This window comes from Actinocatenispora rupis, from assembly GCF_016861975.1.
Taxonomy (GTDB): Bacteria; Actinomycetota; Actinomycetes; order Mycobacteriales; family Micromonosporaceae; genus Actinocatenispora; species Actinocatenispora rupis.
In genome coordinates this window covers 114,117-137,763 of the sequence record NZ_BOMB01000033.1, presented here as the reverse complement: position 1 = coordinate 137,763, position 23,647 = coordinate 114,117, and the positions used below count along the sequence as shown (strand labels likewise).

Here is a 23,647-nt window from a genome sequence, read left to right as displayed (position 1 = left end):
GATGCGTACGCATCGCCCGGCACCGTCCACTCCGCGGAGGCGGCATGATTCTGGACCCGGCGGAGACGATGTCGGTCGACGCGCGCACCGCGCTCCAGCAGCGGCGGCTGCGCAAGCTCGTCGACCGGCTGCTCGCCGCGGGCGGTCTCCAGGCCGAACGGCTGCGCGCGGCCGGCGTCGACGCCGGCGCCGGCCTCACCCTGGCCGACCTGCCGCGGCTGCCCACGCTCGGCAAGGACGACCTGTGGCGGCACTACCCGTTCGGGCTGCTCGCCGTCGACCGCACCGAACTCGCCGCCGTGCACGGTTCGTCCGGCACGTCGGGCCGCCCCACGATCGTCGGGTACACGGAGGCCGACCTGCGGCTGTGGGGGCACGTGATGGCCCGGTCGCTGGCCGGTGCGGGCGCCACCCCGCGCTCCACCATCCACAACGCGTACGGGTACGGCCTGTTCACCGGCGGTCTCGGCGTCCACCACGGCGCCCGTACGCTCGGGGCCACGGTCGTCCCGGTGTCGGCCGGCATGACCCAACGCCAGGTACGGCTCATCACCGACCTCGCCCCCGACGTCCTCACCTGTACCCCGTCGTACGCGGTGTACCTGGGGGAGGCGTTCGCCGCGGCCGGCGTGGGACCGGACGAGATCAGCCTGCGCGTCGGCGTACACGGGGCGGAGCCATGGACGGACGCGATGCGCGACAAGATCGAGGCGCTGCTGGGCATCCGTGCCCTCGACATCTACGGGCTGAGCGAGATCATCGGCCCCGGTGTCGCCTGCGAGACGCTCGACTCGGCCGGCTGGCTGCACGTCCAGGAGGACCACTTCCACGTCGAGGCGCTCGACCCGGCCACCGGCGACCCGGTCCCCGACGGCGAGATCGGCGAGCTGACCTTCACCACGTACACCAAGCAGGCGTTGCCGCTGCTCCGGTACCGCACCGGGGATCTGGCCCGGCTCGACCGCACGCCGAGCCCGGACGGGCGTACCACGGTGAAGATGAGCCGGATCGTCGGCCGCCGCGACGACATGCTCGTGGTCCGCGGCGTCAACGTGTACCCCAGCGAGATCGAGGCCGTCGTCCTGGCCGACCCGGCGGTCGCCCCGCAGTACCTGCTGGTGTTGGACACGCGGACGGCGCAGACCCGGCTCGTGGTGTGCGCGGAGGCCGCCGGCGCCGGCGATCCCGCGCCCGTCGCCGACCGCCTCGCCGGCACCCTGTACGAGAGGCTCGGCCTGCGCTGCGACGTCCGCGTACTGGCGCCCGGTGCGCTGCCGCGTACCGAGGTCGGCAAGGCGGTCCGGCTGCGCCGCTGGGAAACCGGCGAGGCGCCCCTCCCCGGCCTGGACTGACGGGATCGGGTCGGGTGTCCGGTTCGCCGGACGTGGCTGTGGTGATCAGCACGAAGAGTGACCGTCGGCGGCCGGGATCTGCCTAGGATGCGCGGATGCGGCAGGAGAACCCGCGGCGGCGGGTCGGGATCATGGGCGGCACGTTCGACCCGATCCACCACGGCCACCTGGTCGCGGCGAGCGAGGTGCAGGACCGCTTCGGCCTCGACGAGGTGATCTTCGTACCGACCGGGCAGCCCTGGCAGAAGGGCCACACGTACGTGAGCCCGCCGGAGGACCGGTACCTGATGACGGTGATCGCCACGGCCTCGAACCCGCGGTTCGCGACGAGCCGGGTCGACATCGACCGCCCTGGCCCCACGTACACCGTGGACACGCTGCACGACCTGCGCGCCTCGTACGGGGTGGACGTGGAGCTGTTCTTCATCACCGGGGCCGACGCGCTCTCCGCGATCCTGTCGTGGAAGGACGCCGACCAGGTGTTCGACCTGGCCACGTTCGTCGGCGTCACACGCCCCGGGTACGAGCTGTCCGACGCGCACCTGCCGCGCGACGCCGTACGCCTGGTCGAGGTGCCGGCGATGGCGATCTCGTCCAGCGCCTGCCGGGACCGGGTCCGCGGCGGCAAACCCGTCTGGTACCTGGTGCCCGACGGGGTCGTGCAGTACATCGCGAAGCGCGGCCTGTACCGCAACGGCCCGGTGGAGCCGCCCCGCTGAACCGGGGGTGTGAGAACCTGGAGGCTCACGTACCTGGAAGGGAACCCGTGCCCGCTACCGAACACGCCCGTGAGCTGGCCCTGGCCGCCGCGTCCGCCGCCGCCGACAAGAAGGCGGAGAACATCGTCCTCATCGACGTCAGCGAGCAGTTGGTGATCACCGACGTGTTCCTGCTGGCCTCGGCGCCGAACGAGCGTCAGGTCAAGTCGATCGTCGACGCGGTCGAGGAGCGGCTGCACGCCGCCGGGGAGAAGCCGATCCGGCGCGAGGGCCACCGTGACGGGCGTTGGGTCCTGCTCGACTACGCCGACCTGGTCGTCCACGTGCAGCACAACGAGGAGCGCACGTTCTACGAGCTGGACCGGTTGTGGCGGGACTGCCCCGTCATCCCGTTCACCGACCCGGCCGAGGCGGCGGCCGCCGAGTCCGGCGCCGAGGGCGGCCGGTGACCCGGCTGCTCGTCTGCCGGCACGGCCAGACCCTGTGGAACGCCACGGGGCGCATCCAGGGCCAGACCGACATCGACCTCGACGAGGTGGGCCGCGCGCAGGCCGAGCAGGCCGCGGTGCTGCTCGCCGCGCAGCGCCCGGACGTCCTGGTCGCCAGCGACCTGCGGCGGGCCCAGGACACCGCCGCCGCCGTCGCCGGTACGACGGGCCTGCCCGTGCACACCGATCCGCGGCTCCGCGAGCGCGGGTACGGGCCGTGGGAGGGCCGCACCGACGACGAGCTGGCGGAGACGTACCCGGAGGAGTTCCGGCGGTGGCGTGCCGGGCAGCCGGTCCGCGTCGACGGCGTCGAGGACCTCGCCGACGTGTCGAAGCGGATGACCGAGGGGCTGCTCGCCGCGGCCGAGCGGGCACCCGGCGGCACGGTCCTCGTGATCACGCACGGCGGGGCGGCCCGCCGCGGCATCGGCGCCCTGCTGGGCTGGCCCGACGAGATCGTGCACACCCTCGGCGCGCTGTCCAACTGCCACTGGTCCGAGCTGCGCAGCGGCCGGTACGGGTGGCGTCTGCACGGCCACAACCTCGGTACCTGACCCGCGCCGGGGGTAGCCACGCGTCACTCTCGGTACGTCGGGAATCACCGGGAACCGCCCGGCCGTGCGGCGCGTCTGACCGGTATGAGTGTTGACGCGAGTGAACGGTCCAGGGCATCGGCGCCCACCACCGGTCAACCGCACCGGCGGTACCGCGTGGTCGGCGGAGTGTTGCTGGCTGGGGCGCTGAGCGCGGCCCTGCTGGCCGGCTGCAAGCAGTCCGGCGACAACAACCAGGCGGCAGGGTCCGCCCGACCCTCCACATCCGCCTCCCCGTCGGCCTCGGCGTCCCCGTCGGGCAGCCCGTCGGCAGCCGGCTCCCCGTCGGCGTCGACCGGCGCGCCGCGGCGATCGGCGGCGCCGCCGACGACGAAGCCCGGCGGTGACCTGGAGACCCACACCGGCACGGTGACCCGCGGTGTCGAGCCCGGCTGCACGATCCTCAAGGCCAGCGACGGCAACTACGAGCTGGTCGGCGCGGACGCCACGGCGAAGCACGCGCTCCAACCGGACGCGCGCGTCGTGGTCCGCGGATACCAGGAGCACGGCGTGATGAGCCACTGCATGCAGGGCAAGATGCTCAAGGTCGTCTCCGCGCACGCCGCGAACTGACGTCCCCCGCCCGAAGCCGGTCCGTCGGGTCCGGCTTCGAGTCCTGCTCCCGCCGTCACATCCCTTGGTACGCACGGCATCCAGCTCGGGTTTCGTCCGGTTTTGCGGTGCTTCCATAGCAGGATGGGTCGACATTCGACCGGGTTGTCCACAGCCCCACGGGTTGTCCACAGAACGGCCGTTCGCGCCGACGCGGGCCGGTCCGTCCGGCCTAGTGTCGCCGCGTGATCGCCACCCGCCGCATCGTCCCCGCCACCGTGTACCGCCGGCTCAGCGAGATCCTGCCGCCCGGCCGCCGCCGTCCCCGTACCGCGTCGTCGGTTCCCCCGGACGACGGCCCACCCGACCCGCTCGGTACTCCCGCCCCGCCGTTGCGGTCCGCGGTGTGGGACGGGAGGCTGTCGCGTCCGCTGGCGGACCTGTCGGCGCCGGGGTGGCGCCCGCCGGTCGAGCCGTACGATGGCGTGGATCCGTTGGCAGAGCTGCGATCCCGCGCCGCGCCCGGCATGCCGCCTGCCGGGCCGGACGCCGTCCCGGACCGGGCGCTGGGCCGGCGGGCTGTCGCCGCTGATCCCGATGAGCCACCTCTGTCCACAGTGGACGATGGTGTCGGCGTTCCGGAACGGCATGGGGCGGCGCCGCGGGGCGGACCGGCGCACCCGCCGCGCGCCGAGGTCGGTCGGTCGGCGGAATCTGCCCCGGACCGTGCCATGGCATCCGCGCCCGGCCCGGACGACACCGCGACGGTCGTCGAGTGGGACACGCGTACGGCGACGGGCGACGATCCGGCGCCGGAGGACGGCTGGCCCGGCCGTACGGCGCGGTTGCTCGGGGTCCGGCGGGCGCTGCTGGATCCGGGGCGGCGGGGGCTTCGCGCGCTCGTGGTCGTCGCGCTGTTGGCGGTCGCGGTGGCGGCCGGGATCGCGTGGTGGCTGCGACCCGCGGCGGAGACGGTACCGCCACCGGCGGTGCCGACCGAGACGGCGGCGGCCGCCCACGCCACCGCGGACCGGTCGATGGTGGTCTCGGTGATCGGCCGGGTCCGCCACCCCGGGCTCGTACGCCTGCCGGCCGGCGCCCGGGTCGCCGACGCGCTGCGCGCCGCCGGCGGCCCGTTGCCCGGCACCAACCTGACCGCGCTCAACCTCGCGCGCAAGGTGGCCGACGGGGAGCAGATCGCCGTCGGCGTGACCGTACCGCCGGCCGCCGCCGGCCAGGGCGCCGATCCCCCCGACGGCACCGGCAAGATCAACCTGAACACCGCGTCCGCCGAGGAACTGGACAAGCTGCCGGGCATCGGTCCCTCCCTCGCGCAGCGCATCGTCACCTACCGCACCGAACACGGCGGCTTCCGGTCGATCGACGAGCTGAAGCAGGTCAGCGGCATCGGCGACAGCCGGTTCGCCGACCTCAAGGACCTGGTGACGGTGTGAACGAGCGCGCGGCCGGGCCGGACCTGCGGCTGCTCGGACTCGCCGCGGGCGCCTGGCTCGCCGTCCTGGCCGCGATCCGGGTACGCCCGTCGTCGGCCCTCCTGCTGGGCGCCGTGGCGCTCGGCCTCGCCGCGCTGACCGCCGCGTGCCGCCGGCTGTTCGCCGCCCGTACCGCCTGGTTCGGCGTCGCGGTCCGGGTCGCCCTTCCGGTACTTCTCGGCGCGGGCACCGGCGCGTGCGCCACCGTCGCGTACACGACACCCGCGTACGACGGGCCTGTCGCGCGGCTCGCCGCGGACCGCGCGCTGGTTCGCGCCGAGCTGGTACTCGACCGGGATCCGACCCCGGTGCGGGGCGGTGCCACCGGCGCGAGCTGGCTGCTCCCCGTCACGCTGCACCGGGTACGGCCCGTCGGAGCGACCACCGGCGCCGTCGACACGCGCGTCTCCGTGGTGGCCTTCGGCACCGGTGACCGCTGGTCGCACCTGCTGCCCGGCCAGCCGCTGACCGTGACCGCACGCCTGTCGCCGCCGACCCGGCGCGACGGCACCGCCGCGACCCTCTCCGTACGCGGACCGCCGGTGCTCGCCGGCCGCCCACCCTGGTACCAGCGCGCCGCGGGCCACCTGCGCGCCGGCCTGCGTACCGTCTGCCGGGGTCTGCCGGACGCGCCCGGCGGACTGCTGCCCGGCCTGGTGGACGGCGACACGAGCACGCTGGATCCGGTGGTGTCGGCGGACTTCCGGACCGCAGGCATGACCCACCTGACCGCGGTCTCCGGCTCCAACCTCGCGATCGTGCTCGGGTTCGTCCTGTTGCTGGCCCGGTGGGGCCGCGCCGGTCCACGTCTCGCCGCCGTACTCGGTGCGTTCGGCACGATCGGCTTCGTCGTCCTGGTGCGGCCGGATCCGAGCGTGCTGCGCGCCGCGCTGATGGGCGGGCTCGGGCTGCTCGCGATGGCGCTGCACCGACCGCGTGCGGCGGTGCCCGGACTGGCCGCGACCAGCTTCCTGCTCGTGGTGACGGACCCGCCGCTCGCCGCCGAACTCGGCTTCGTGCTGTCCGTACTGGCGACCCTGGGGCTCCTGCTGTTCGCGCCGCCGTGGCGGGACGCGCTGCGGCGGCGCCGGATCCCGCGCGGCGTCGCCGAAGTGGTGGCCGTGTCGCTCGCGGCGCACGTGGCGTGCGTGCCGGTCATCGCCGGATACACCGGCACGGTGGGGATCGCCGCGGTGCCCGCCAACGTGCTCGCCGAACCGGCCGTCGCCCCCGCCACCGTGCTCGGACTCGGCGCGGCGCTGCTGGCACCCGTCAGCACCACCCTTGCGTACGCGGTGGCCTGGCTCGCGTCCTGGCCCTGCCGCTGGCTCGTACTCGTCGCGCACACCGCGGCGAGCGCCCCCGCCGCCGTACTGCCCTGGCCCGGTGGCGTCGTCGGCGGTCTGCTGCTCGCCGCCGTACTGCTCGCGTTCGCCGCGCTCGCCGGCCACCGCACCGCCCGCCGGGTCGTACTGGTGCTCGCGGTCTGCGTGGTGGTCGGGGTTGCCCCGGTCCGGTGGCTCGCCGCCGGCTGGCCGCCCGCGGGCTGGGTGTTCGTGGCGTGTGACGTCGGTCAGGGCGACGGCCTCGTCGTACACGCGGCGCCCGGCCAGGCCGTCGTCGTCGACACCGGCCCCGAGCCGACGGCGATCGACCGGTGCCTGCGCCAGCTCGGTGTCCGCGCCGTACCGCTGCTGGTGCTCACCCACGACGACGCCGACCACGTCGGCGGCATCACCGGCGTCTTCGAACGGCGCCGCGTCGGCGCGGTCGCCGTGTCCCGGGTCCGCGGTACCGTCGGCGGCCGGGAGGTGGTGGAGCGGGTGGCCGCCGCGCACGGCCTCGTGCCGTTCCCCGCGCCGCCCGGCTGGCGGTACCACGCCGGCGCCGCGGAGCTGACCGTCCTGGCCCCGCCCGAACCGCTGACCGGCACCGAGTCCGACACCAACAACAACTGCATCGTGCTGCGCGTCGCGACCGCCGGCGTCACGCTGCTGCTCACCGGCGACGCTGGCCCCGAACTCCAGGCCGAGCTGCGCCGCGACGGCGCCCCGCTCCACGCCGACGTGCTGAAAGTCGCGCACCACGGCAGTGCCCACCAGGATCCGGGCTTCACCGCCGCCGTACGCCCCCGGGTCGCCGTGGTCTCCGTCGGGGCGCACAACGACTACGGCCAACCCAATCCCGCCGTACTCCGCGGGCTCGTCCGGGCCGGCGTCCGCGTCGCCCGTACGGATCAGGACGGCGATGTCGCCGTCGTCGTCACCGCGCGTGGCCTGGCGGTGTCCCGGCACGGGCCGGCGCCGGGCCGGGGACCGCCGTGAGCGGCCACGGCGTGCCGCACCGACGGTCGGGCCCGGTCGGGGATGCCGGGCCCGGCTGTCGGGGGCGCGTGCCAGGATGGTCGGGTGAGCGCCACACCACCCCCGGTCCTGTTGGTACTCGGCGACGAGGAGCTGCTCGCCGCCCGAGCGGTGGCCGCCGTCGGCGCCGCCGTCAAGAAGGCCGAACCCGGCGCGGAGGTACGGGAGTGTGAGGCGTCGTCGCTGACCGCCGGTGAGCTGGCGACCCTGACCAGCCCGTCGCTGTTCGGTGGCCGGCAGGCGGTCGTCGTCCGCAACGCGCAGGACGCCAAGAAGGACCTGGCCGCCGCACTCCTCGCGTACGCCGCGGCGCCCGCACCGGACGTCTGCCTCGTGCTGACCCACGCGGGCGGCAACAAGGGCAAGGCGCTCGCCGACGGGCTGCAGAAGGCCGGCGTCGAGGTGACCCGGGCCGCCAAGATAACCAAGCCGCGGGAACGCGTCGCGTTCGTCCGGGACGAGGTGCGTTCGCTCGGCGGGCGGTGCCCGGAGGACGCGGCCGACGCGCTGGTCGGGGCGATCGGCAACGACCTGCGCGAGCTGGCCTCGGCCTGCGCGCAGCTCGTCGCCGACACCGACGGCCGGCTCACCGTCGAGGTCGTCAACCGCTACTACCAGGGCCGGGCGGAGGTGAGCGGGTTCACGGTCGCGGACGCGGCCATGGTCGGTGACGTACCGGGTGCGCTGGAGGCGCTGCGCTGGGCACTGTCCATCGGCGTCGACCCGGTCCCGATCGCCGACGCCCTCGCCGACGGCGTACGCACCGTCTCGCGGGTGGCGGGCACCCGGGGCAATCCGTACCAGCTGGCGTCGAAGCTCGGCATGCCCGCGTGGAAGATCGAGCGCGCGCAACGCATGGCCCGCGGCTGGTCACCGGACGGGCTCGCGGTCGCCATGCACGCCGCCGCGACCGCCAACGCCGAGGTGAAGGGCGGTGCCGAGGACCGCGGGTACGCCCTCGAACGCGCCATCCTCACCGTCGCCCGCGCCCGCCGCTAGCCACGCGCCACGGGTGCCGCGCCCCCGAACGCACCCGTCTTCAGACGCGCCCGCCGCTAGCCCTGCGCCGAGGGCGGCGCCCCAGCGCGCGCCGTTTTCAGGGACAGCCGCGGGCCAGTACGCCGAGATCAACGCCATGAGCTCCGAACTGGGGGATCATGGCAGTCATGCCCGGCATGACCGAACCCGAATGGCGCGCCTTCGTGCTCGCCGGTACGCGGACCGCGAAGGTCGCCACGGTGCGGCGGGACGGTCGCCCGCACGTCACGCCGATCTGGTTCGACCTGGACGGGCCCGAGCTGGTGTTCACCACCTGGCACGAGTCCGTCAAGGCGCGCAGCCTGCGACGCGATCCGCGGCTGGCGCTGGTGGTGGACGACCAGGAGCCGCCGTACTCGTACGTGATCGTCGAGGGGACGGCGCGGTTCGTCGAGGACCCCACCGAGCTTCGGGCGTGGGCGACACGCATCGGCGGCCGGTACATGGGGCCGGAGCGGGCGGAGGAGTACGGGTCGCGGAACAGTGTCCCGGGCGAGCTCCTGGTGCGGGTCAGCATCGAGAAGGTCATCGCCGAACGCGACATCGCAGACTGAACCCGCACACCCACCGGGCGGCACGATCGGCAGCGGCTCCGCCCCGACCCCGTAGGCGCGCCGGTGCAGCCGGCAGGCGCGACACCGGTACCTCGCGAGGCGGTGCCACGGGTGGTCCGTGGGGCATGGGAGCGGCGAGCCCTACAGAGGCTGATGCGTGGCAGATCCGGGTACGACGAAAGCGGGGTCGGCGTCGTCATGGACGAGTCGACCCCGCTCGACGAATCGGCGGGCCGTCGGCGCGGACCGGACCGGAAGCGGTGCTTCCGGGTGGGTCAGGCGGACAGCGCCTGGAACTGCTTGGCGATCGCGGACTTGCGGTTCGCCGCCTGGTTCTTGTGGATGATGCCCTTGCTCACGGCCTTGTCCAGCTTGCGGGACGCCTCGCGCAGCGCGATGCCGGCCTTCTCCGCGTCACCGGCGGCGGCCGCCTCACGGAACGAGCGAACCGTCGTCTTCAGCGACGACTTGACCGCCTTGTTGCGCAGGCGGCGCTTCTCGTTCTGCCGGTTGCGCTTGATCTGGGACTTGATGTTCGCCACGCGACAGCCTTCAGTCTTGGTCGGGTTGGATCGGGTCCTGCCTTTCGGCAGGTAGTGCGCGCATCCACGGGGACGCGACGGCACACACGAGGTGTCAGGCTACCAGCCGGCCGGGACGCTCTCCAAAACGGCGTGCCCCACCGCACCGCCCTCCTGCGGGCCTCCACGGTACGCGCCGCCGGGAGCACCGCGCGGTGGCGGACAACCAGGGCGATACGGGGTGAGTGCCGCGGAGGGGTACGACCGGGTGTGGACCACGCCGGAGGGTCGATGCGCCGGTCGGGGCCGCGAGAATCCTGGACGCGGCGGTACGGCCGGGCGTGGGAGCATAGACGTCGCCGGTCCTGCCGGCGTACCCGACGACGTGCCCTGACAGATCGGACCCCGCGTGCCCGCCCAGCTCGATCCCGGTGCCACGGATCCGCAGCGGATCCGCAACTTCTGCATCATCGCGCACATCGACCACGGCAAGTCGACCCTGGCCGACCGGATGCTGCAACTGACCGGCGTGGTCGAGGAGCGCCAGATGCGCGCTCAGTACCTGGACCGGATGGACATCGAGCGTGAGCGCGGCATCACGATCAAGAGTCAGGCGGTCCGGCTGCCGTGGACGGTGCGCGAGGGTGACCTCGCCGGCGAGTCGTACGTGTTGAACATGATCGACACGCCCGGCCACGTCGACTTCAGCTACGAGGTGTCGCGCAGTCTCGCCGCCTGCGAGGGCGCGATCCTGCTGGTCGACGCGGCGCAGGGGATCGAGGCGCAGACGCTGGCCAACCTGTACCTGGCGCTGGAGAACGACCTCCACATCATCCCGGTACTCAACAAGATCGACCTGCCGGCCGCGCAGCCCGACAAGTACGCGGAGGAGTTGGCGCACCTGATCGGCGGGAAGCCGGAGGAGTGCCTGCGGGTGTCGGGCAAGACCGGGTCGGGGGTGGCCGAGCTGCTGGACGAGATCGTCCGCCAGTTCCAGCCGCCGAGCGGCGATCCGGCCGCCCCGCCGCGCGCGTTGATCTTCGACTCGGTGTACGACATCTACCGCGGCGTCGTGACGTACGTGCGGATGATGGACGGGCGGATCGAGGCGCGCGACCGGCTGACGATGATGTCCACCGGCGCCACGCACGAGCTGCTGGAGCTGGGCGTCATCTCGCCGGAGCCGACCAAGTCGCCGGCGCTCGGGGTCGGCGAGGTGGGCTACCTGATCACCGGCGTGAAGGACGTCCGGCAGTCGAAGGTCGGTGACACGGTCACGGCGCTGCACCGGCCGGCCGACGAACCGCTCGGCGGCTACTCCGACCCGAAGCCGATGGTCTACTCCGGGCTCTACCCGATCGACGGCTCCGACTATCCGGACCTGCGGGACGCGCTCGACAAGCTGAAACTCAACGACGCCGCCCTCGTGTACGAGCCGGAGACGTCCGCGGCGCTGGGCTTCGGCTTCCGCTGCGGGTTCCTCGGCCTGCTGCACCTGGAGATCATCCGGGAACGGCTGGAGCGCGAGTTCAACCTCGACCTGATCTCCACCGCGCCGAACGTGGTGTACCGGGTCGAGCTGGAGGACAACACCGAGCACGTCGTCACCAACCCGAGCGAGTACCCCACGGGCAAGGTCGCCTCGGTGTACGAGCCGGTGGTGCGCGCCACGGTGCTGACTCCGAACGACTTCGTCGGCGCCGTCATGGAGATCTGCCAGTCGCGGCGCGGCAAGCTGCTCGGCATGGACTACCTGTCCGCCGACCGGGTCGAACTGCGGTACACGCTGCCGCTCGCCGAGATCATCTTCGACTTCTTCGACCAGTTGAAGTCCCGCACCCGCGGGTACGCGTCGCTCGACTACGAGCCGTCCGGCGAGCAGGCCGCCGACCTGGTCAAGGTCGACATCCTGCTGCACGGCGAGCCGGTCGACGCGTTCTCCGCGATCGTGCACAAGGACAAGGCGTACGCGTACGGCGTGCAGCTGACCACCAAGCTGCGCAAACTGATCCCGCGGCAGCAGTTCGAGGTACCGATCCAGGCCGCGATCGGTACGAAGATCATCGCCCGGGAGAACATCCGCGCCATGCGCAAGGACGTACTCGCCAAGTGCTACGGCGGTGACATCACGCGGAAGCGCAAGCTGCTGGAGAAGCAGAAGGAAGGCAAGAAGCGCATGAAGATGGTGGGCCGCGTGGAGGTGCCGCAGGAGGCGTTCATCGCGGCGCTGTCGACGTCGGATGCGCCGGAGCAGCCGAAGAAGTGACCGTGTCGCGCTGTCGACGCCGGACGCGCCTTGGCAGCCGAAGAACCGACCGGGTCGCGGGGCGTTCGTCGTGGGGCTGTCGGCGTCGGACGCGCCGGGAACAGAGGCGCACGACGTGATCGCGCCACAGTTGTCCACAGGGGTACCGGTTGTCCACAGGCACCGGTTCCGGGTGCGGCTGCGGACGTAGGATTGTGCCGGGGTCGCCCCCCAGGGTGGGTGGGGGTATCGACGCCGATCGCTCCGCACAGTAACCCCACGATCCACGGATCGCTTGGTACGGGCCGGATCCACTGCGGCGCACGCCTCGCCGTACGCGGGCAACGCTTGTCGGCTTTTCCTTCGTCGGTACGCTGTGTGTCCGACCGTCGAGGACACGGCGCCACCCCCGGCGCCGGCGGCGGTCACCGCCGAATCGCCCGTGCGGCGAGCCGGGGACCCGAGCAACCGGGGTGAATCCGCCAGCGCGGTAGGGCTTCTTCCGGGCCCGAACCCGACAGCTAACCCGGTAGGCGGCGGACGGAAGGACGACCATGTTCGCCGGTAGGTCCCGGATGCGCGGCACGCTGCTGCTGGGTGCGCTCGTCGCCCTGGCCGCGCTGCTCGGCGCGGTCCCCGCCACGACAGCCGGCGCCGCGCCGGACGAGGGCGGCAGCGCGTCGGTGTACAAGAAGCTCGACACCGCCGCGCGCAACTACAACAACGCCAAGGCGAAGCTGGACGCGACGGCGAAGAAGCAGAAGGCGCTGGCGAAGCAGATCGCGGCCGGCGAGAAGAAGGTCGACGCGCTGACGGAGGACGTGGGGCGCATCGCCGCGGCGAAGTACCGGGGCGGCGGCACGAGCCTGATGACACTCGCGCTCTCCGGCGAGTCGGGCGACAACATCCTGGCGATGGCCAACACCCTGACGTACCTGGGGGAGAAGGACGCCGGCAAGCTGCGCGCGCTGAAGGAGGCGCGGCAGCGGCAGGACGCGCAGAAGCGTGACCTGGCGGCGACGGCGGCGAAGCAGAAGAAGCAGGCGGCCACGCTGAAGAAGCGCCGGGACGAGGCGCAGAAGGCGGTCGACCAGGTCAGCGGTGGTTCGAGCGGCGGCTATTCGGGGACGGCGTCGGCGACGCCGGCGCCGCGCAACCCGGACGGCAGCTGGCCGTCGGAGTCCTGCAACGTCGACGATCCGACCACCGACGGCTGCATCACGCCGCGGATGCTCCACGCCTACCAGGAGGTACGCAAGGCCGGCTACACGCGCTACACCGCGTGCTACCGGTCGGCGGAGGACGGCGGTGAGCATCCGCGCGGCCGGGCCTGCGACTTCTCGGTGAGCGTGGGCGGTTTCGGGGGCGAGGCCAGCGGCGGCGACCGGACGTACGGCAACAACCTGGCGGGCTGGCTCACCGCCAACTCCGAGCGCCTCGCCGTGCTGTACGTCATCTGGTTCCGCCAGATCTGGATGCCGGGCGTCGGCTGGTCGTCGTACAGCGGCTCGGGGTCGCCGTCGGCGGAGCACACCAACCACGTGCACCTGTCGGTCCAGTAGCGCACCGTTTCGCGTCCGGCGCGCGCTCGGAAGGTTCCGGCCGAGCGCGCGCCGTCGTCGGTCCCCGGTCGGTGCGCGCCCCCTCAGCGTCACCCGGCCGAGCGCGCCGTCGTCGGTACCCGGTGGTGACGCGCCCGGTCGGCGTCACCACCGCCGAGCGTGCCGTCGTCAGGGGCGGATCGCGCGGAGCTGGTCCCGGCCGCCGCGTTCGAGCCAGGTGTCGAGGGTCATCAGCCCGGGGTACCGGCGGCGCAGTGCGGGGATGTCGGCCTGCCACCCGCCGAACGACGTGCCGGCGCCGACCCGTACGGGGGTTGGGATGGGGTCGGTGCGGAAGTCCCGGCCGAGCGCGGTACGCAGGGCCGCGGTGAGCCGGGCACCGGTGAGTTCGTCGCCGGCGATCTCCAGTTCGATCCCCAGGTACTCGTCGGGTCGGGTGAAGGCGAGTGCGGCGAACGCGCCGATGTCGTCGGCGGCGATGAGTTGCACGGTGGAGTCGGGCGGGATCATCCGGACCAGGGCCGTGTCGCCGAACACGCCGTACGTCGAGCGGCTGGCGTGGTTCTCCATGAACATGACCGGCCGCAACACCGTGTACGGCAGGCCGAGCGCCCGGATGTGTTCCTCGATCTGCCATTTGGTGGTCCAGTGGCTGATGCCGGTGTCGCGTTCGGCGCCGCCGACCGACGCGTACACGAGGTGTCGTACGCCGGCGGCCGCGGCGGCGTCGGCGACGGCCCGGCCCATGTCGACCTCGCGGGGTTCGTGGTGGGGCGGGGCGTCGGCGGGCTGCACGCTGAACACCCCGTACGCGCCGGTGACGGCGCGGTCGAGGCTGGCCCGGTCGGTCATGTCGCCGGGGGCGAGTTCGGCGCCGGCGGCGGCGAGCGCGGTGGCGGCGGGGCTGGTGGGGTCGCGGACGAGGGCGCGGACGGGCCAGCCGGCGGCGAGCAGGTGGCGTGCGGTGGCGCCGCCCTGCTGTCCGGTGGCGCCGGTGACCAGGACGAGGTTGTCGGGCACGGTGTCCTCCACGGTTAAAATGGAGCAGCGCTCCGATCGGAGCGGCGCTCCGAATAATACGGAGCACTGCTCCGGTTGTCTACGTGGAAGGCTGGCCGGCATGACCGAGTCGAAGCGGGCCGACGCCCGCCGCAACCGCGACCAGGTGATCGCGGTCGCCCGCGAGGCGTTCGCCGAGTACGGCACCGCGACGTCGCTGCGCGAGGTGGCCCGGCGCGCCGGCGTCGGCATCGGCACCCTGTACCGGCACTTCCCGACGCGCGAGGCGCTGCTCGAAGCCGTACTCGCGGACCGGTTCGAGAAGCTGCGGCGGGACGCGCTCGACCTTGCCGACGCGGACGACCCGCGAGCCGCCCTCGGACAGTGGCTGGGTCAGCTCGCGGCCGGCTCCGGCACGTACCGGGGGCTGCCGGAGTCGGTGCTGACCGCCTTGCGCGACAAGGAATCCCGGCTGCACGCCGCCTGCGACGCGATGCGTTCCGCCGGCGGTGACCTGGTACGCCGCGCGCAGGACGCCGGAGTCGTACGACAGGAGGTGGTGGTCGAGGACCTGCTCGCCGCCGCCGCGGGCATCGCCTGGGCCGGCGAACGCGCCGAGGACCCGACGGCCCTCGTCGACCGTCTGCTCGACTACCTGATGGCCGGCGTCGCCACCAGGCCGACCACCTGACCGGCTAGTTGGACTTCTTCTTCGCCGCGTAGACGGTGGCCTCGACCGGGGCGGGCGTGTCGCTCGCGGCCTGCCCGGACTTGACGGTGCGCCACTCGCCGGACTCGACGGTCCACTGCTTCGCCCCGTACCGGACGCGGTCGACGCCGGTGTCCGCGGCGTGCGCGACGAGCCAGTGCGCGAACTGCCACCCCGACCGCTGCCCGTCCGTCGGTACGGTCAGGCCGGTGCTGCCCGAGTCCCGGGTGATGAGCGACGTGCCCCAGTCCAGCCGCATCGCCTTGGCGAGCGCGTCGCGTGCGGTGGTGCCGCGGCGGGGCGGCCCGTCGTGCAGGGAGCACGACACCGCGCCGCCGGGCGAACCGACCATGGCGGTGCCCACGGTCTCCGCCTCCGCCGCCCACTTCTGGTACTCGTCGGGATGCGCGCTGCGCTGTACGGCCTGCGCCGCCTCGGTGACCGACATGTCCTGCCAGCCGTCGACGCGCATCAGGTGGTCGTAGAAGGCACCCGCGGCGTACCGCGGGTCGCTGAGCTGCTTCGGCTCGCCCCAGCCCTGGCTGGGGCGTTGCTGGAAGAGGCCGATCGAGTCGCGGTCGCCGCCGGCCAGGTTGGTGAGCTTCGACTCCTGCAGCGCGGTGGCGATCGCGACGACGACGGCCCGGTCGGGCAGCTGACGGCGGATGGCGACCGCGGCGATGGTCGCGGCGTTGGCGGCCTGGTCGGGGTTGAGCTGCACGTCGTTGTCGCTGGTCTTGACCTCGCACGAGGACAGCAGCGGCTCGTGGAAACTGCTGTGCCCGCCACTGCAGGCGCCGACCAGGCCGGTGACGGCGAGGGCGGCGACGCCCACCACGACACGACCGCGCACGCGGGTCCTCCTCACGTACCGCCGTGGTCGACCGCGCATCGGTGGCCGACCAACCGGCGGTGCCGCCGGCCCCTACAGAGTGTAGGACGACGGTGTCGCGGTCGGTTCAGCCACGCACCCCGGGCACCCAGTACGGATCGCGCTTCTCGCGGAACGCCGCGACGCCCTCCCGCCCCTCCGTGGAGAGGAAGTATCCGGCGGACAGCGCGGCCAGCTCGTCCAGCTCGGCGCGGATCGGCGGCTCGCCGCGGCGCAGCAGCAGCTTGGCGCCGGCGAGCGCGCCGGGTGCGCCGCGCAGCAGCCCGTCGACGTACCCGCGGACGGCGCCGGTCAGCTCGCCGGCCGGTACGGCGGCGGTGAGCAGGCCCAGGTCGGCGGCCCGCCGCGCGTCGAACGTCGTACCGGTGAGGTAGAGCTCGGCGGCGGCGCGGGACGGCAGCCGGCGCAGCACGGGGGCGGAGATCACGGCGGGGATCACCCCGAGGCGTACCTCGGTGAACGCAAAGGTGGCGTCGTCGGCGGCGACCGCCACGTCGCAGGCGGCGACGAGGCCGAGCCCGCCGGCCCGCGCCGGCCCGCCGACCTGCGCGACCACCGGTTTCGGCGCGTCCCAGATCTCGGCGAGCAGTTCGGGCAGGTCACTGGCCGGTACCTGGCCGGCCTCGCGCGCCGCGGCCGTCTCGGCGAGATCGGCGCCGGCGCAGAACACCCGGCCCACGTGGTCGAGCACGACGACCCGTACGGCGGGGTCGGCGACGGCGGCGCGCAGCCCGGCGAGCAGCTCGGCGACGAGCCGGCGCGACAGCGCGTTGCGGTTGCGGTCGCTGTCGAGGGTGAGCGTGGCCACACCGTCGGCGTGCGCGTACCGGACCAGGGGCGGGGCGTCGTCGGTCACCGCGTCAGACTAGACGGGTGCCTTCAGCCCTGCCCGACGGCGAAGCCGTACCGTCCGACGGTGCCCTGCCCGACACCGCGCTGACCTCCGTCGGCGCCCACGGTTTCGGTGTGTACGTGCATGTCCCGTTCTGCGCCAGCCGGTGCGGTTACTGCGACTTCAACACGTACACGGCGACCGAGCTGCCGGGAGTGGACCGCTCGTCGTACCCGGATCTGGTGGTGGCGGAGCTGGCGCTGGCCGCCCGCGTCCTCGGCGGTACGGCGCCGCCGGTGCGTACCGTCTTCTTCGGTGGCGGTACGCCGACGCTGCTTCCGCCGGACGACCTGGCGCGGATCCTGGACGGGATCGCCGACACGTTCGGGCTGGAACCGGACGCCGAGGTGACCACGGAGGCGAACCCGGAGTCGGTGTCGCCGGCGTCGCTGCGGGCGCTGCGCCGGGCCGGGTTCACGCGGATCTCGCTGGGGATGCAGTCGGCGGTCGGGCACGTGCTGGCGCTGCTGGACCGGAAGCACACGCCGGGCCGGGCGACGGTGGCCGCGGCCGAGGCCGCCGAGGCCGGCTTCGACCACGTCAACCTGGACCTCATCTACGGCACGCCGGGCGAGTCCGCGGACGACTGGGCGGCGAGCCTCGACACGGTGCTCGGTTCGGTCGCCGCCGGCGCCGCCGACCACGTCTCGGCGTACTCGCTGATCGTGGAGGACGGTACCCGGCTCGCCGGCCGGATCCGGCGCGGTGAGCTGCCGATGCCGTCGGACGACACCGCCGCCGACCGGTACCTGGCGGCCGAGGAGCGGCTCACCGCCGCCGGCCTCTCCTGGTACGAGGTGTCGAACTGGGCCGCCGACGAGGCCGCCCGCTGCCGCCACAACCTCCTGTACTGGTCGGGCGGCGACTGGTGGGGTCTCGGCCCCGGCGCGCACAGCCACGTCGGCGGCGTCCGCTGGTGGAACGTCAAGCACCCCAGCCGGTACGCGGAGCGCCTGGCCACGGGTTCGCCCGGCGCCGGGCGGGAGATCCTCACCGCGGACGAGCGGCACACCGAGGACGTGCTGCTGCGTACCCGGTTGTCGTCGGGGTTGCCGCTGGACGTGCTGGACGACGCGGGGCGGGCGAGCGCCGACCGCGCGGTGCTGGCCGGCCTGCTCGACCCGACCGCGGTCGCCGCCGGCCGGGCCGTGCTGACGTTGCGGGGCCGGCTGCTCGCCGACGCCGTCGTCCGCGACCTGCTCGGCTGACCTACTTCACCACCGGGTACGACAGCGGGTGCCGGTACTGGACGCCGTCGTTCGCCTTGACCGCGGCGATGACGTTGAACACGATCGGCACCACGAACACGACGTACAGCAGCCAGCCGGGGAAGCCGAACAGGCCGAGGCAGTTGCTCAGGACCACGACGACCAGGTCGATGGCCGCCCACGTGATGTTGAAGTTGAGGGCGCTGACCGCGTGCGCGCGCAAAGTCGGCGACTGGTTCCCCTTCGTCGCGTACGTCACCAGCGGCATCACCCAGCCGGCCATCCCGGAGAAGAACACCCCCACCGCGGCCAGTACGTGCGTGAGCACCGCCCAGTTCCGCTCCTCGGTGTCGGCGTACCCGGGCGGCGTGGTGGGTTCGGTCATGCGTACACGGTAAGGGGGTGGCTCGGCGCTACTCGACCCCGAGTCCGGTCCCGACGTGGCCGGTGTGACGATCCGGTACGAGCGGACGGGGCGGGCCGGGACGTAGACTGGCACTCGTTGTTGTGGAGTGCCAGGATTCCCGGGGCGTACCGCGAGGGAGGTGGTCGGTGTGAGTCTCGACGAGCGCAAGCTGGACGTACTTCGTGCCGTTGTCGAGGACTACATCGCCACCCAGGAGCCGGTCGGCAGCAAGAGCCTCGTCGAGCGCCACCAGTTGCGCGTGTCGTCCGCCACGGTGCGTAACGACATGGCCGTGCTGGAGGAGGAGGGGTACATCCACCAGCCGCACACGAGCGCCGGCCGGGTTCCCACCGACAAGGGGTACCGGTTGTTCGTGGACCGGCTGTCCCGGGTGAAGCCGCTGTCGCCGGCCGAGCGCCGGGCGATCCAGCGGCTGCTGTCCGGCGCGGTCGACCTGGACGACATCGTGCACCGCACGGTGCGGCTGCTGGCGCAGCTGACCCGGCAGGTCGCGGTCGTGCAGTACCCGTCGCTGGCCCGGAGCACGGTCCGGCACCTGGAGCTGGTGACGCTGGCGCCGGGCCGGCTGATGCTGGTCATGATCACCAACACCGGCCGGGTGGAGCAGCGGCTCGTCGACATGCCCGGCCCGGTCGGCGAGGAGGACGTCCTCGACCTGCGGTCCCGGATCAACGAGAAGCTGTCCGGGCACCGGCTCAGCGACAGCCCGACGCTGATCGCGACGCTGGTCGACGAGGCGCCCGCGCAGCTGCGGCCGGCCATGACGACGCTGTCCAGCGTGCTGCTGGAGACGCTGGTCGAGCGGCAGGAGGAGCGCCTCTCCCTGGCCGGTACGGCGAACCTGGCGCGCGGCACCGCACTCGACTTCCCCGGCTCCTTCCGTGGCGTACTGGAGGCGTTGGAGGAGGAGGTGGTGCTGCTCAAGCTCATCGGCGAGGTCGAGTCGCCGACCACCCTGCGCATCCGGATCGGCGACGAGAACGAGTACGAGGGGCTGCGCACCACCTCGGTGGTCAGCACGGGGTACGGGCCGGGCTCCGTCGTGGTCGGTGGGCTCGGTGTGCTCGGGCCGACCAGGATGGACTACCCCGGCACGATCGCCGCCGTCCGCGCCGTGGCACGCTACGTGGGCGAGCTGCTGGCGCAGAACTAGGCATCCGACCACCACACCTCCGGTACGGGCGGGCCGTGCCGCAGATCGATTCGACACGAAGGACATGGACACCGCAGTGGCCAAGGACTACTACGCGATCCTCGGCGTCAGCCGCGAGGCCACGCCGGACGAGATCAAGCGGGCGTACCGGAAGCTGGCGCGCCAGTTCCATCCGGACGTGAACTCGGCGCCGGACGCGCAGGAGCGGTTCAAGGAGATCAACGCCGCGTACGAGGTGTTGTCCGACCCGCAGAAGCGGCAGCTGGTCGACATGGGCGCGGATCCGCTGGCGCCCGGCGGCGGTGGCCCCGGGCCCGGTGGACCGGGCGGGCCGTTCGTCGGGTTCCAGGACATCATGGACGCGTTCTTCGGCGGCGCGACCGGCGGCACCCGCGGCCCGCGCCCGCGTACCCGGCCGGGTGCGGACGCGCTGATCCGGCTGGACCTGGACCTGGAGGAGACGGCGTTCGGCATCGAGGCGCCGCTCACGGTCGACACCGCGACGGTCTGCAACACCTGTCACGGCGCCGGCACCGCCCCCGGGACGCATCCGGCGACCTGCGACATGTGCGGCGGCCGCGGCGAGGTGCAGAGCGTGCAGCGCACGTTCCTGGGTCAGGTCATGACGACCCGCCCGTGCGGCAACTGCCAGGGTTTCGGCACGGTCATCCCGAACCCGTGCCCGACCTGCGGCGGCGACGGACGCGTGCAGACCCGGCGTACGGTCACGGTCAAGATCCCGGCCGGGGTCGAGGACGGCATGCGCATCCGGCTGGCCGGGCAGGGCGAGGTCGGCCCCGGCGGCGGCCCGCCCGGCGACCTGTACGTGGAGATCCACGAGCGGGTGCACGACGTGTTCAGCCGCAAGGGCGAGGACCTGCACTGCCGGGTCGTCCTGCCGATGACGGCGGCGGCGCTGGGCACCTCGATGACCCTCAAGTCCCTGGACGGCGAGGAGAACGTCGAGGTCAAGCCCGGCACCCAGCCCGGAAGTACGATCAAGATCAAGGGCAAGGGCGTGCCGCGGCTGCGTGGCGGTGGGCGCGGTGACCTGTTCGTCCACCTGGACGTGAAGACGCCGACGAAGCTGGACCCGGAGCAGGAGCGGCTGCTCAAGGAGCTGTCCCGGCTGCGCGGCGAGGAGACGATCGAGCCGACCCGGCCGGGCGGCGGGTTCTTCTCCCGGATGCGCGACGCGTTCAACGGTCACGCGTGAGCCTGGCGCTGTTCCTGGTCGACGTCCTGCCGGCCACCGGAGCGTACCGGTTGGCCGGCGCGGAGGGGCACCACGCCGCGGACGTACAGCGGCTGCGGGTCGGGGAACGGCTGCTGCTCGGTGACGGGGCCGGCGGGGTGGCGGAGTGTGTCGTCGACGCCGCCGGCAAGGGTTTCCTGGACCTGCGCGTCGAGTCGACCGTGCGTACGCCCACGCCCGCGCCGGCGCTCGTCGTGGCGCAGGGCCTGGCGAAGGGCGAGCGCAGCGAGCTGGCCGTCCAGGCGATGACCGAGGTCGGCGTGGACGCGGTGGTGCCGTGGCAGGCCACGCGTTCGGTGGTCCGGTGGCGCGGTGAGCGCGGCGAGAAGGCCCGGCAGCGCTGGGTGTCGGTGGCTCGGGAGGCGGCGAAGCAGTCCCGCCGGGCGTACCTGCCGGAGGTGGCGGGGTGCGTGGACACGCCGGCGCTGGCGGCGCGGCTGGGGTCGGCGGCGGCCGGGTTCGTGCTGCACGAGGAGGCGACGGTGCCGCTGACCGCGGTGGACCTGCCGGCCGCGGGTGAGGTGCTGCTGGTGGTCGGCCCGGAGGGCGGTATCGATCCGGCGGAGCTGGCGGCGTTCACGGCTGCGGGCGCGGTCCCGGTGCGCCTGGGCACCGCCGTCCTGCGTACGTCGACCGCGGGGGTCGCGGCGCTCGCCGTACTCAACGCGCGTACGGGTCGCTGGTCCTGACCCGGGCCGGTCCGGCGGCGATCCGCCCCGACCGGCCGGTACGGTCCGCGCCGACGGACACGCCGGCGGACGGCTCGGCCGGCACGGCGCCTACGATCGGGGTGTGACCGAGTGCCTGTTCTGCGGAATCGTCGCCGGGGAGATCCCGGCGACGGTCGTCCGCGACGAGGAGCGCGTCCTGGCGTTCGCGGACATCCAGCCGCAGGCGCCGACGCACGTACTGGTGATCACCAAGGACCATCACCGGACGGCCGCCGACGCCGCCGCGGCCGATCCGACGCTGCTCGGCGAGGTCGTCGCCGCGGCGCACCAGGTGGCGGAGAAGGCCGGCATCGCGGCGTCCGGCTATCGCCTGGTGTTCAACACCGGGCCGGACGCGAACCAGACGGTGCCGCACGTGCACTGCCACGTCCTCGGTGGGCGCGACATGACGTGGCCGCCGGGCTGAGGCCGCCCCCCACCCCACCATTCCCTCGTACGTGACTGGAGCGAGCGTGTCCGACAGTGCTGTTCCCGACGGTGCCCGGCTGCACTACGAGCGGCTGGTGCGCCGCGCGCAGCGCAGCGCCCGCGTCCCCGCGGTCCAGGTGGCGGTCCACCGCGCTGACCGTCCACTGTGGACGTTCGAGGTGGGCGACGCCGGCGGCGGGGTCGAACTCGGGCCGGAGACGCAGTTCCGGATCGGGTCGATCACCAAGACGTTCACCGCGGTCCTGGTCATGCAGTGCCGCGACGACGGCCTGCTCGACCTCGACGACCCGGTCTCCGCGCACCTGGACGTACCGGAGCCGCACCGGGAGCTGACCGTACGGCGGCTGCTCACGCACACCGCCGGACTCCAGCGCGAGCCGTACGGGGACATCTGGGACACGCTGGCCGTGCCGAGCCTGGACGAGACGCTCGCCGGGCTGGCACACGCGGAGCGGATCCTGCCGTCCGGCCGCCGCTTCCACTACTCGAACCTCGGCTTCGCGCTGCTCGGCCACCTGGTCGCGGCGCGCCGCGGGGCGCCCTGGGCCGAGGTACTGGCCGACAGGATCCTTACCCCGCTCGACCTGCACCTCACCCTCCAGCCGGGGGAGAACGCCGCGACCGGCTACCTGGTCGACGCGTGGTCCGACCACGCCCGGCCGGAGCCGCGCACCGACCTCGGCGGCATCGCGCCCGCCGCGCAACTCTGGGGTACCGCCGCGGAACTGGCCCGGTGGGGCTCGTTCCTGGCCGACCCGGTCCACCAGGACCCCAAGGGCGCGGTACTCGCCGCGGACACGCTGGCCGAGATGCGGCACCCGCAGGCGCTGCGCGACGACCGGGTGTGGAAGGCCGGCTGGGGCCTCGGGCTGATCGTCCGGCCGGGCGCGGACCGCGCGGTCGACGTGGGGCACGGCGGCGCGATGCCCGGCTTCCTCGCCGAGGCGTACGGGCGGGTGCCGGGCGCGGAGGACGTGCCGCCCGGCCTGGCCGCCGCCGTACTGCTGTCGTCGGGCACCGCGGACGGCGCGCTCGGGCTGTCGTTCGACCTGATGGAGGCGGCGGTCGAGCGGGATCCGGCGGACATCGAGCCGTGGCACGTGGGCGAGCCGGCCCCGCCGGAGCTGCGCAGCGTGCTCGGCCACTGGTGGGGCGAGGGCTTCGAGTACGTGTTCCGCTGGCGCGCCGGGCACCTGGAGGCGTCCGGCGTCGGCGAGCCGGTCGGTACGCCGCCGGCGGTGTTCGCGGTGGAGAGCGCCGACCTGCTGCGGTCGGTGGCGGGCCGGGAGATCGGCGAGCAGCTGCGGCTGACCCGCGACGCCGACGGCCGGGTCGTACGGCTGCACTGGGCCACGTACCGGTTCACGCGGGAGCAGCAGACGTTCGACGGGGTGTGGTCGAGCCAGCCGTGAGCCGGTCGGTGGACACTGGTCGGGTCGACCGTGCGTCGACCGTGCCGTCACGGGGGACAT

23 protein-coding genes and 1 riboswitch are annotated in these 23,647 nt (G+C 73.4%); of the genes, 18 read left to right on the top strand and 5 right to left on the bottom strand.

Annotated features, from left to right (window positions below; genetic code table 11):
* Positions 1-44: 44 nt before the first annotated feature.
* From Aru02nite_RS28425 to Aru02nite_RS28385, 9 genes are all read left to right on the top strand, one after another.
* Positions 45-1,352 (top strand): phenylacetate--CoA ligase family protein, encoded by a 1,308-nt coding sequence (locus Aru02nite_RS28425; RefSeq protein ID WP_203662798.1) that lies wholly within the window; start codon positions 45-47, stop codon positions 1,350-1,352.
* A 95-nt stretch (positions 1,353-1,447) separates the two neighbouring features.
* Positions 1,448-2,071, top strand: a complete 624-nt coding sequence (gene nadD / locus Aru02nite_RS28420; RefSeq protein ID WP_203662796.1) for a nicotinate-nucleotide adenylyltransferase — start codon at positions 1,448-1,450, stop codon at positions 2,069-2,071.
* Between the two features lie 47 nt (positions 2,072-2,118).
* Complete coding sequence (gene rsfS, locus Aru02nite_RS28415; RefSeq protein ID WP_203662794.1) at positions 2,119-2,520, top strand: ribosome silencing factor; 402 nt, start codon at positions 2,119-2,121, stop codon at positions 2,518-2,520.
* Positions 2,517-3,113: a histidine phosphatase family protein gene (locus Aru02nite_RS28410; RefSeq protein ID WP_203662793.1), complete on the top strand. Its 597-nt coding sequence runs from the start codon at positions 2,517-2,519 to the stop codon at positions 3,111-3,113. The genes rsfS and Aru02nite_RS28410 overlap by 4 nt, the downstream gene beginning before the upstream one ends.
* A 168-nt stretch (positions 3,114-3,281) precedes the next feature.
* On the top strand, positions 3,282-3,725 hold the full coding sequence (locus tag Aru02nite_RS28405; protein ID WP_203662792.1) for a hypothetical protein: 444 nt from the start codon (positions 3,282-3,284) through the stop codon (positions 3,723-3,725).
* Positions 3,726-3,949: 224 nt separating this feature from the next.
* Positions 3,950-5,158: a ComEA family DNA-binding protein gene (locus Aru02nite_RS36950; RefSeq protein WP_239077008.1), complete on the top strand. Its 1,209-nt coding sequence runs from the start codon at positions 3,950-3,952 to the stop codon at positions 5,156-5,158.
* A complete protein-coding gene (locus Aru02nite_RS28395; RefSeq protein ID WP_203662791.1) occupies positions 5,155-7,521 on the top strand; it encodes a ComEC/Rec2 family competence protein in 2,367 nt (788 codons plus the stop codon). Before Aru02nite_RS36950 ends, Aru02nite_RS28395 begins: the two co-directional genes overlap by 4 nt.
* 42 nt (positions 7,522-7,563) lie before the next feature.
* A complete protein-coding gene (gene holA / locus Aru02nite_RS28390; RefSeq protein ID WP_203662790.1) occupies positions 7,564-8,559 on the top strand; it encodes a DNA polymerase III subunit delta in 996 nt (331 codons plus the stop codon).
* 167 nt (positions 8,560-8,726) lie between these two features.
* On the top strand, positions 8,727-9,152 hold the full coding sequence (locus Aru02nite_RS28385; RefSeq protein ID WP_203662789.1) for a PPOX class F420-dependent oxidoreductase: 426 nt from the start codon (positions 8,727-8,729) through the stop codon (positions 9,150-9,152).
* Between the two features lie 275 nt (positions 9,153-9,427).
* Here the strand turns inward: Aru02nite_RS28385 and rpsT are convergent, their stop codons facing one another.
* The gene (gene rpsT / locus Aru02nite_RS28380; RefSeq protein WP_203662788.1) at positions 9,428-9,694 is read right to left on the bottom strand and encodes a 30S ribosomal protein S20; all 267 of its coding nucleotides are present in this window, start codon (positions 9,692-9,694) and stop codon (positions 9,428-9,430) included.
* 388 nt (positions 9,695-10,082) lie between these two features.
* Here rpsT and lepA point away from each other — a divergent pair, with 388 nt between their 5' ends.
* On the top strand, positions 10,083-11,939 hold the full coding sequence (gene lepA, locus Aru02nite_RS28375; RefSeq protein ID WP_239077007.1) for a translation elongation factor 4: 1,857 nt from the start codon (positions 10,083-10,085) through the stop codon (positions 11,937-11,939).
* A 398-nt stretch (positions 11,940-12,337) separates the two neighbouring features.
* Positions 12,338-12,470, top strand: a riboswitch (cyclic di-AMP (ydaO/yuaA leader).
* 2 nt (positions 12,471-12,472) lie between these two features.
* Positions 12,473-13,480: a coiled-coil domain-containing protein gene (locus Aru02nite_RS28370; RefSeq protein ID WP_239077006.1), complete on the top strand. Its 1,008-nt coding sequence runs from the start codon at positions 12,473-12,475 to the stop codon at positions 13,478-13,480.
* Between the two features lie 168 nt (positions 13,481-13,648).
* On the opposite strand, the gene Aru02nite_RS28365 is transcribed toward Aru02nite_RS28370, so the two are convergent.
* Entirely contained in the window at positions 13,649-14,512 is an 864-nt protein-coding gene (locus Aru02nite_RS28365) for an NmrA family NAD(P)-binding protein (protein ID WP_239077005.1), read from the bottom strand.
* A gap of 88 nt (positions 14,513-14,600) precedes the next feature.
* Between Aru02nite_RS28365 and Aru02nite_RS28360 the strand changes: the two genes are divergently transcribed.
* Positions 14,601-15,170 (top strand): TetR/AcrR family transcriptional regulator, encoded by a 570-nt coding sequence (locus tag Aru02nite_RS28360; RefSeq protein WP_203662784.1) that lies wholly within the window; start codon positions 14,601-14,603, stop codon positions 15,168-15,170.
* Between the two features lie 4 nt (positions 15,171-15,174).
* Here Aru02nite_RS28360 and Aru02nite_RS28355 read toward each other — a convergent pair whose 3' ends face one another.
* Together Aru02nite_RS28355 and Aru02nite_RS28350 are read right to left on the bottom strand one after the other, a co-directional pair.
* A complete protein-coding gene (locus Aru02nite_RS28355) occupies positions 15,175-16,041 on the bottom strand; it encodes a hypothetical protein (RefSeq protein WP_203662782.1) in 867 nt (288 codons plus the stop codon).
* Between the two features lie 106 nt (positions 16,042-16,147).
* Positions 16,148-16,936, bottom strand: a complete 789-nt coding sequence (locus Aru02nite_RS28350) for an enoyl-CoA hydratase-related protein (RefSeq protein ID WP_203662780.1) — start codon at positions 16,934-16,936, stop codon at positions 16,148-16,150.
* 17 nt (positions 16,937-16,953) lie between these two features.
* On the opposite strand from Aru02nite_RS28350, the gene hemW reads away from it, so the two are divergent.
* Positions 16,954-18,180, top strand: a complete 1,227-nt coding sequence (gene hemW / locus Aru02nite_RS28345; RefSeq protein WP_203662778.1) for a radical SAM family heme chaperone HemW — start codon at positions 16,954-16,956, stop codon at positions 18,178-18,180.
* Between the two features lies 1 nt (position 18,181).
* Here hemW and Aru02nite_RS28340 read toward each other — a convergent pair whose 3' ends face one another.
* Positions 18,182-18,565: a DUF4870 domain-containing protein gene (locus tag Aru02nite_RS28340; RefSeq protein WP_203662776.1), complete on the bottom strand. Its 384-nt coding sequence runs from the start codon at positions 18,563-18,565 to the stop codon at positions 18,182-18,184.
* 169 nt (positions 18,566-18,734) lie between these two features.
* Here Aru02nite_RS28340 and hrcA point away from each other — a divergent pair, with 169 nt between their 5' ends.
* The 5 genes from hrcA (at position 18,735) to Aru02nite_RS28315 (ending at position 23,587) form a co-directional block, all read left to right on the top strand.
* A complete protein-coding gene (gene hrcA / locus Aru02nite_RS28335; protein WP_203662774.1) occupies positions 18,735-19,760 on the top strand; it encodes a heat-inducible transcriptional repressor HrcA in 1,026 nt (341 codons plus the stop codon).
* Between the two features lie 76 nt (positions 19,761-19,836).
* Positions 19,837-20,976 (top strand): molecular chaperone DnaJ, encoded by a 1,140-nt coding sequence (gene dnaJ / locus Aru02nite_RS28330; protein WP_203662867.1) that lies wholly within the window; start codon positions 19,837-19,839, stop codon positions 20,974-20,976.
* On the top strand, positions 20,973-21,704 hold the full coding sequence (locus Aru02nite_RS28325; protein WP_203662773.1) for a 16S rRNA (uracil(1498)-N(3))-methyltransferase: 732 nt from the start codon (positions 20,973-20,975) through the stop codon (positions 21,702-21,704). Before dnaJ ends, Aru02nite_RS28325 begins: the two co-directional genes overlap by 4 nt.
* Before the next feature lie 103 nt (positions 21,705-21,807).
* On the top strand, positions 21,808-22,152 hold the full coding sequence (locus Aru02nite_RS28320) for a histidine triad nucleotide-binding protein (protein ID WP_203662771.1): 345 nt from the start codon (positions 21,808-21,810) through the stop codon (positions 22,150-22,152).
* Positions 22,153-22,198: 46 nt separating this feature from the next.
* Positions 22,199-23,587: a serine hydrolase domain-containing protein gene (locus tag Aru02nite_RS28315; RefSeq protein WP_239077004.1), complete on the top strand. Its 1,389-nt coding sequence runs from the start codon at positions 22,199-22,201 to the stop codon at positions 23,585-23,587.
* Positions 23,588-23,647: the final 60 nt, after the last annotated feature.

Bases quoted from the DNA above. Each gene is read 5' to 3' on its own strand.
- Aru02nite_RS28425 (WP_203662798.1), top strand. From the start codon at position 45: ATGATTCTGGACCCGGCGGAGACGATGTCGGTCGACGCGCGCACCGCG.
- nadD (WP_203662796.1), top strand. From the start codon at position 1,448: ATGCGGCAGGAGAACCCGCGGCGGCGGGTCGGGATCATGGGCGGCACG.
- holA (WP_203662790.1), top strand. From the start codon at position 7,564: ATGCCGGGCCCGGCTGTCGGGGGCGCGTGCCAGGATGGTCGGGTGAGC.
- Aru02nite_RS28385 (WP_203662789.1), top strand. From the start codon at position 8,727: ATGCCCGGCATGACCGAACCCGAATGGCGCGCCTTCGTGCTCGCCGGT.
- Aru02nite_RS28370 (WP_239077006.1), top strand. From the start codon at position 12,473: ATGTTCGCCGGTAGGTCCCGGATGCGCGGCACGCTGCTGCTGGGTGCG.
- Aru02nite_RS28360 (WP_203662784.1), top strand. From the start codon at position 14,601: ATGACCGAGTCGAAGCGGGCCGACGCCCGCCGCAACCGCGACCAGGTG.
- Aru02nite_RS28340 (WP_203662776.1), bottom strand. From the start codon at position 18,565: ATGACCGAACCCACCACGCCGCCCGGGTACGCCGACACCGAGGAGCGG.